The sequence below is a fragment of the Acidisphaera rubrifaciens HS-AP3 genome (assembly GCF_000964365.1).
Taxonomy (GTDB): Bacteria; Pseudomonadota; Alphaproteobacteria; order Acetobacterales; family Acetobacteraceae; genus Acidisphaera; species Acidisphaera rubrifaciens.
The window spans coordinates 1-7,142 of record NZ_BANB01000404.1; the positions used below are offsets into that span (position 1 = coordinate 1).

Annotated in this window: 12 protein-coding genes; 2 read left to right on the plus strand and 10 right to left on the minus strand. The window is 72.6% G+C overall.

The annotated features are described in order from the left end of the window. A partial coding sequence (locus B8460_RS11865; RefSeq protein WP_048861812.1) for a hypothetical protein occupies nucleotides 1–303 on the minus strand: 303 nt, incomplete at its 3' end. A gap of 98 nt (nucleotides 304–401) precedes the next feature. Here B8460_RS11865 and B8460_RS11870 point away from each other — a divergent pair. Next, nucleotides 402–830: a response regulator gene (locus B8460_RS11870; protein WP_048861813.1), complete on the plus strand. Its 429-nt coding sequence runs from the start codon at nucleotides 402–404 to the stop codon at nucleotides 828–830. Here the strand turns inward: B8460_RS11870 and B8460_RS11875 are convergent. Next, the gene (locus B8460_RS11875) at nucleotides 808–1,398 is read right to left on the minus strand and encodes a DUF3833 family protein (RefSeq protein ID WP_048861814.1); all 591 of its coding nucleotides are present in this window, start codon (nucleotides 1,396–1,398) and stop codon (nucleotides 808–810) included. The two genes, B8460_RS11870 and B8460_RS11875, sit on opposite strands and share 23 nt — an antisense overlap. Before the next feature lie 28 nt (nucleotides 1,399–1,426). Between B8460_RS11875 and B8460_RS11880 the strand changes: the two genes are divergently transcribed. Continuing rightward, nucleotides 1,427–2,437 carry an NAD(P)/FAD-dependent oxidoreductase gene (locus B8460_RS11880; RefSeq protein ID WP_048861815.1) on the plus strand — a complete coding sequence of 337 codons (1,011 nt, stop codon included), beginning with the start codon at nucleotides 1,427–1,429 and terminating at the stop codon, nucleotides 2,435–2,437. An 11-nt stretch (nucleotides 2,438–2,448) separates the two neighbouring features. Here B8460_RS11880 and arsH read toward each other — a convergent pair whose 3' ends face one another. The 8 genes from arsH to B8460_RS11915 all read right to left on the minus strand — a co-directional run. Continuing rightward, nucleotides 2,449–3,141, minus strand: coding sequence for an arsenical resistance protein ArsH (gene arsH, locus B8460_RS11885; protein WP_048861816.1), 693 nt, complete (start codon nucleotides 3,139–3,141; stop codon nucleotides 2,449–2,451). A 33-nt stretch (nucleotides 3,142–3,174) separates the two neighbouring features. After that, complete coding sequence (locus B8460_RS11890; protein WP_048861817.1) at nucleotides 3,175–4,497, minus strand: arsenic transporter; 1,323 nt, start codon at nucleotides 4,495–4,497, stop codon at nucleotides 3,175–3,177. Between the two features lie 130 nt (nucleotides 4,498–4,627). Further along, a complete protein-coding gene (arsC, locus tag B8460_RS11895) occupies nucleotides 4,628–5,053 on the minus strand; it encodes an arsenate reductase (glutaredoxin) (RefSeq protein WP_048861818.1) in 426 nt (141 codons plus the stop codon). Then, nucleotides 5,050–5,211, minus strand: coding sequence for a hypothetical protein (locus tag B8460_RS23865; protein WP_199445627.1), 162 nt, complete (start codon nucleotides 5,209–5,211; stop codon nucleotides 5,050–5,052). Before B8460_RS23865 ends, arsC begins: the two co-directional genes overlap by 4 nt. Beyond that, the gene (locus B8460_RS11900) at nucleotides 5,190–5,534 is read right to left on the minus strand and encodes a VOC family protein (protein ID WP_199445628.1); all 345 of its coding nucleotides are present in this window, start codon (nucleotides 5,532–5,534) and stop codon (nucleotides 5,190–5,192) included. The genes B8460_RS23865 and B8460_RS11900 overlap by 22 nt, the downstream gene beginning before the upstream one ends. Then, entirely contained in the window at nucleotides 5,531–5,902 is a 372-nt protein-coding gene (locus B8460_RS11905) for an ArsR/SmtB family transcription factor (protein WP_048861819.1), read from the minus strand. Before B8460_RS11905 ends, B8460_RS11900 begins: the two co-directional genes overlap by 4 nt. A 60-nt stretch (nucleotides 5,903–5,962) precedes the next feature. Continuing rightward, complete coding sequence (locus B8460_RS11910) at nucleotides 5,963–6,742, minus strand: M15 family metallopeptidase (protein WP_048861820.1); 780 nt, start codon at nucleotides 6,740–6,742, stop codon at nucleotides 5,963–5,965. Further along, nucleotides 6,730–7,142 (minus strand): serine hydrolase domain-containing protein (locus B8460_RS11915; protein ID WP_048861821.1); only part of this gene is annotated, 413 nt, incomplete at its 5' end. The genes B8460_RS11910 and B8460_RS11915, both read right to left, overlap by 13 nt.

The window sequence follows — 7,142 nt, forward strand, 5'->3', positions numbered from 1 at the left end:
GGCGGCGACGATCACCGGATGGCGGCGGCGGCGGGTGAACATGGCGGCCGACAGCCAGCCCATCGAGGCGCCGAGCAGCATCAGGCCGCGCGCGATGCCGTCGCTGAAGAAATGCGGCGCCCCGGTGACGGCCAGGCCCATGCCGACCGCGCCCAGCACCATCGCCACGCCCCAGAGGCCGAGCGGGTCGATATGACCGGTCGCCACCTGGCGCGAGACGATCAGCAGGCCGCCGGTGAAGGCGACCAGCGTCGCGGCGACCACCAGCAGGGTCGGTATGTCGAGCATCGGCACCTTTGCCACGCGGCGGTGACACAACCGCCGCACAGCATGTCACGGACGGAGGCTGAATAAACACTTCACGCGTGCGTGATGGCCACGGATGAGCCATACTGGCCGCCATGCAGGCACTGCGGTCGGGCCGGGAGAGTGGCGGTAACGCGGCGGGCACCGAGGGGACGTGCGCCGGCAGCGCCGGCCACGCGGCGTCCGCGGCCCCGGCCGTGCTGGTGGTGGAGGACGACTCCGACGTCCGCGCGATGATGGAGGAGATGCTCCGCGACCTCGACTGCCGCGTGCTGAGTGCCACCAGCGGCGAGGCGGCGCTGGCGCTGCTCGATCAGCACACGGTGCGGGTGGCGGTCGTGGATCAGGCGCTGCCGGGCATGGCGGGGCAGGATTTCGTCGCCCGCGCGCGGGGCCGGGCGCCCGACCTGCGGGCCGTCTATGTCAGCGGCACGCCGATCGACGGGCAGGGCGACGCGGTCCTGCTCAAGCCGTTCCGCGCCGCGCAGTTCCACGCCGCCGTCAGTGCGCTGCTGACGGCATAGACGCGGCGGGCGGCGCGCCGCCGGGGACGTGGACGAACGTCTCCGACGCGCGGGCGACGACGATGCCGAGCTTGCTGACGGTGAAGCGGTTGAGCAGCGTCGTGCCGTCGTCGGACAGATACATCCAGTGCTCGAAGCGCACCGTGTGCAGCCAGTCGCCGGGCGGCAGGCGCAGCCGATAGGTCCAGTGGAACGCCCGGCCATAGGCCTCGCCGTCGGCGGTGCCGACCACCGGGCCGGCGGTCGCGGCATAGCGGTGGGCGTCGAGCCGCGTCAGATGCCAGGTGCGCCGCTGCGTCGTGCCGTCGGCGAGGTGGATCGTCTGCGCCAGCATCAGCGAGCCGTCGGGCTGGACCGTGCCGGTCGCGTCCGTCGTGAAGCGGCCGGTCACCGGCGCGCCGTCGCTGTCCTCGAACACGCCCCATGACCGGGTGGTGCCGGCGAACCACTGCTCCGGCCGCAGCACCGGCGCGGTGCCGGCGAAGCTGGTGATCGGCAGCGGCGTGTCGCAGGCGGCGACCGCGAGCAGCAGCAGAAGCGACAGCAGGGGGCGACGTGACGTTGGCATCTGGCCGGACTACGGCTAGATCGCGCGCATGGATGCGATCGAGACCGACGTGGCCATTATCGGCGCCGGCCCGGTGGGCCTGTTCGCCGTGTTCGAGTGCGGGATGCTGCGCATGCGCAGCGTGCTGATCGACGCGCTGGACGCGGTCGGCGGACAGTGCACGGCGCTGTATCCGGAAAAGCCGATCTATGACATCCCGGCCCATCCGGCGATCGAGGCGGCGGGGCTGGTGGACGCGCTGGAGCGCCAGATCGCGCCGTTCGCGGCGCCGCGCCTGCTGGGTCAGCGGGTGGAGCGGCTGGAGGGCGGGCCGGGCGACTTCACGCTCGGCACCGATGCCGGGCGGACGGTGCGGGCGCGCGCGGTGATCGTTGCCGCCGGGGCGGGCGCGTTCGGCCCCAACCGGCCGCCGCTCGACGGGCTCGCGGCCTACGAGGCGCGGGGCGGCGTGCAGTACTACGTGCGGCGGCGCGAGGATCTGCGCGGCAAGCGGGTGGTGATCGCGGGCGGCGGCGATTCGGCCGTGGACTGGGCGCTGGCGCTGGCGGACATCGCGCAGGTCGCGGTGGTGCATCGCCGGGCCAAGTTCCGCGCCGCGCCCGAGAGTGCCGCGAAGCTCGATGCCGCGGCCGCCGCCGGACGGATCGAGATGGTGATCCCCTATCAGCTTCACGCCCTGCACGGCGCCGACGGGCAGTTGTCGGCGGTGGAGGTGGCGACGCTCGACGGCGCGACGCGGCTGCTGCCGGCGGACGTGCTGCTGCCGTTCTACGGCCTGTCGATGGATCTGGGTCCGATCGCGTCCTGGGGCGCGGCGCTCGACCGGCATCATCTGCGCGTCGATCCGGCGACGGCGGCGACCAGCCTGCCGGGCGTGTTCGCGATCGGCGACATCGCCACCTATCCGGGCAAGCTGAAGCTGATCCTGCAGGGTTTCAGTGAGGCGGCGGTCGCGGCGCATGCGATCCACCCGCTGGTGTTCCCCGGCGAGGCACTGCATTTCGAGTATTCGACGACCAGCGGCGTCCCGGCCGGGTAAGCGGCCGCCGGTCAGAGGGCGGCGGGGAGTTCGAACGTCGCCTTGCGTTCGCTGTAGCGGTCGACCAGCCGGTCGGCGTGGTCGCGCAGCAGCCAGGTGAAGCGCACCAGCTCCTCCATCACGTCTACCACGCGGTCATAGAGCGGCCCGGGCAGCATCCGCCCCGCCTCGTCGAACTGCTCATAGGCCTTGGGGACGCTCGACTGGTTGGGGATGGTGAACATGCGCATCCAGCGGCCGAGCAGGCGCAGCGTGTTCACCGCGTTGAAGCTCTGCGAGCCGCCGCAGACCTGCATCACCGCCAGCGTGCGGCCCTGCGTCGGCCGCACCGAGCCGATGGCGAGCGGTATCCAGTCGATCTGATTCTTGAACACGCCGGTGACGGCGCCGTGGCGTTCCGGGCTGCACCAGACCTGCCCCTCCGACCATGCGCTGAGCGCCCGCAGCTCCGCGACCTTGGGATGCGTCGCGTCCACGCTGTCGGCGACCGGCAGGCCGTGCGGGTCGAACACCCGCGTCTCCGCGCCGAGCAGGCGCAGGATGCGCTCGGCCTCCAGGGTCAGCAGCCGGCTGTAGGAGCGTTCGCGCAGCGAGCCGTACAGCAGCAGGATGCGCGGCGGATGCGTCGCGCGCCGGGGCGGATCGAGGTCGGACGGGTCCGGCAGGCGGAGCAGGTCGGGCCGGAGGGCGGGCATGTCGTGCATCGGTCTCCTCGTCGTTCGGTCAGCGGCCCGAGCTCAGCCGGGACCGAGCACGGACAGCCAGAGCGCCAGCGCGGCCAGCGTGACCAGCAGCACCGGCGGCGTGATGGTCAGGCCGACGGCCATGTACTGGCCCCAGGTGATGGTGCGCCCCTTGGTGCCGAGCACGTGCAGCCAGAGCAAGGTCGCGAGGCTGCCGATCGGAGTGAATTTCGGCCCGAGGTCGCAGCCGATGACGTTGGCATAGACCATCGCCTCGTGCGCCAGCGGCGCCACGCCATGCGCCTGTTGTATCCCGAGCGCGCCGATCAGCACGCCCGGCATGTTGTTCATGACCGATGACAGGAACGCCGCGCCAAAGCCGGTCCCGATCGCGGCGGCCCAGACGCCGTGGCCGCCGAGGACGACCAGCAGCCGGGCGAGATAGTCCGTCAGCCCCGCGTTCCGCAGCCCGTAGACGACGAGATACATGCCGAGGCTGAACAGCACGATCTGCCACGGCGCGCCGCGCAGGACGCGGCCGACCGGGATGATCGCGCCCCCGCCGGTTGCGCGGCGGCCGAACGGGCGCGCGGCGAGCGCGATCAGCAGCAGTGCGCCGCTGCCGGTGACGACGGAGACCGGCACGCCGAGCGGCGCGGTGACGAAATACGCGACCAGCAGCAGGGCCAGCAGCGGAAAGGCCGCGCGGAACACCAGCGGATCGCGTACCGCCGAGGCCGGCGCCTCCAGCTCCGCCACCGCATAGGCGGCCGGCACGTGGCGCCCGTAGTAGAGCCACAGCACCGCGAGCGTCGCGGCGAGCGACACCAGGTCGACCGGCACCATCACCGCGGCGTAGCGGTCGAAGGTCACGCGGAAGAAGTTGGCGCTGACGATGTTGACGAGGTTGGAGATCACCAGCGGCAGGCTGGTGGTATCAGCGACGAAGCCGGTCGCGACGATGAAGGCCATGGCCGCCGCCGGCGGGAAGTCGAGCCGCACGAGGATCGCCACCACGATCGGCGTCAGCAGCAGCGCCGCGCCGTCATTGGCGAACACCGCCGCGATCGCGGCGCCGAGGAAAACGATCAGCGGAAACAGCACGCGGCCCCGCCCGCCGCCCCAGCGCGCGACATGCAATGCCGCCCAGTGGAAGAACCCGGCCTCGTCCAGCAGCAGCGAGATGACGATGAGGGCGACGAAGGTGAACGTCGCGTCCCAGACGATGTGCCAGACGACCGGCACGTCGGCCCCGTGGATCACGCCCAGCGCCAGCGCGATCGCGGCGCCGCCGAGGGCGCTCCAGCCGATGCCGAGGCCGCGCGGCTGCCAGATGACGAAGATCAGGGTGACGGCGAAGATGGCGGCGGCGAGCATCGTGTTTCCGTTCGGCGGGCGCGTGCGGCCGGCCCGCGCGGCGCGGGCGCGTGCGTGGAGCGGGCCTGGATGGATAGGGGCGGGTCGGTGACGCGGGGCGGTGGTTCGGAACGGCGGCGGGCCCGTCCCGTCAGGTGACGCGGCGTCCGTCCGCGGCGATGCCCGGCGTTCCGTCTTCCATGACGAAGGCGCCGCGCGGCGGGGCGGGGAGGATGTCGAGCACCGTCTCCGACGGGCGGCACAGACGGGTGCCGAGCGGGGTGGTGACGATCGGCCGGTTGATGAGGATCGGATGCGCGAGCATCGCGTCGATCAGCGCGTCGTCGCCGATCGCCGGGTCATCGAGGCCGAGCGCATCATAGGGCGTGCCCTTACGCCGCATCACGTCGCGCACCGGAACACCCATGCGGTCGATCGCGGCGCGCAGCGCGGCACGGTCCGGCGGGTTGACGAGGTATTCGACGATCACCGGCTCGATGCCCGCGTTGCGGATCAGCGCGAGCGTGTTGCGCGACGTGCCGCAGGCGGGATTGTGCCAGATGGTGACGCCGGTCACGACGCGCCCGGCGTGCCGGCATCCGCGCCGCAGCAGGCGCCCGCCTGCTTCGCCGGCGGCGGGGCGATGCCGGCCGCGCGGGTGCGGATCGGACCGAGATCGACGCTGTCGCCATAGACGGTGCTGTGGCCGCTGGTCAGGAACGTCTCCCACGCCACGCCCTGCGGATCGGTGATCCAGGCCTTTTCCGACCGTGCATAGCAGCAGGTGGTCGCCCTTCCTCCAGCACCGGGCCATCGGCGGCGCGCAGCCGGCCATAGGCGTCGGCGAGTTCGTCCGGCGTCTCCACCTGGATGCCGAGGTGATCGAGGCCGGGGGCGGCGCCGCAGCTGCTGATGGCGAAGTTCACGCGCGGGTCGTCGAGCATCCACTTGGCGTAATCGGAATGCGCGACGGTCGGCGGCGCGCCGAACAGGGCGGCATAGAAGCGCACCGAGGCGGGCAGATCCGCGACGCTGAGATGGACATGCAGGCGTTTCATGCCGATTTCCTTCCGGAGGCACGCGGCGCCGCGGCGGCCGGGTCGCAGGCGGGGACGCAGGTCGCGGCGGTGCCGCAGCAATTCTCGGTCAGGTAGCCGACGAGGGCGCCCATCGCCGCGTAGTCGGCGGCGTAGAAGATCATGCGGCTGGCGCGGCGGCGGCCGGCGAGGCCGGCGGCGCAAAGCTGTTGCAGATGAAACGTGAGCGACGACGGCGGCAGGTCGAGCCGCGTCGCGATCACCCCCGCCGACAGCCCGTCCGGGCCCGCCTGCACCAGCAGCCGGTAGGCGGCGAGCCGGTGCGGATGCGCGAGCGCCGAGAGGGCGGCGACCGCGTCATCGGCGTCGAGGGGCGGCGGCGGTTTCATGGCCGGACGGTCGCACGCCGGTGCCCGCCTGTCAACGACACTTCGAGGAATGTCGTATGATCAATCCGTGGCGGGGTGCGCGAACAGCTCCGGCCGGTATTCGAAATGCATGGTGTCGTAATGGTACCAGCGTCCGCCCCAGACGAAGCCGTGCGCCTCGAAGATCGACACGATGTCGGCCGGGATGACGTTGTGCCAGACGGGAGTGTCCCGCTGGTCGGGGTGCCAGTACCAGCTGTCGGCGAAGCGGGTGTTGATGTCGATCGCCGCCCCCCAGCCATGCATGCTGCGCCGTCCCGTGTCGGCCACGGCGCGGCAGACATAGGTGCCGGCGGGCGGGTAGAGCATGCGCGTCTCCGCGGTCGGCAGGGCGTCGAGGGCGCGCGACACCGTCGCCAGCGCGCGGGCGGCGCCGGCGATGGCGGTGAAGCGGACGGTCCGGCCCCAGGTGCGCGGCAGCCAGACGACGGGGACGAGGTGCGGCGCCACCTCGCCGCGCCGGCAGTCGCCGTAGAGACGGTCGAAGAACGCGCTGTCGCGGAACCGGCCGGGATCGTCGTCGATCGCCGGGGGCGCCAGCGGCGCGCCGGCGGGGTAGGGCAGGCGCAGCTGATCGTACAGGCTCGCGTCGCGCAGCATGGTGGCGAAATCGCGCGGCGCCGGGCTGCCGAGCGGCAAATGCGTGCCGTCGCGCCAGTACAGCGTCTTGGCATCGACGCGGGCGACGGCATCGGGATAGGCGTCCGCCAGCGCCTGTGGACCCGTTTGCGCGGCGGCCGGCGCGACGGTCGGCGCAGCCCAGGCGGCGCAGGCCAGCAGGGCGGCGATCAGCCGGCGCATGTCGCATCCAGGGGGGCGCCGTCCAGCAGGCCGCCCACGATGTCGCCGACCGTCCGGCGCAGCGCGAAGATGCCGCTGTCGCGGTGGCGGGTCGGATGGACGCGGTTGGTGAGCAGGGTCCAGGCGACGCCGCGGGCGGGGTCGAGCCAGAGCGCGGTGCCGGTGAAGCCGGTATGCCCGATCGTGTCCGGGTGGCAGGCGTCGCCGCCGAACCAGCCGGGGTGCCGCGCCTCCCACCCCAGGGTGCGGGTCGGCGTCTGCCGCCGCCAGACCTCGGCCAGCAGCGGCGCCGGCAGTCCCTCGCCGCGCAGCAGCGCCACCGCCGCGTCGAGCACGCCGTCGACGGTGCCGAACAGCCCCGCGTGCCCCGCCGCGCCGCCGAGGGCCGCGGCGTTCTCGT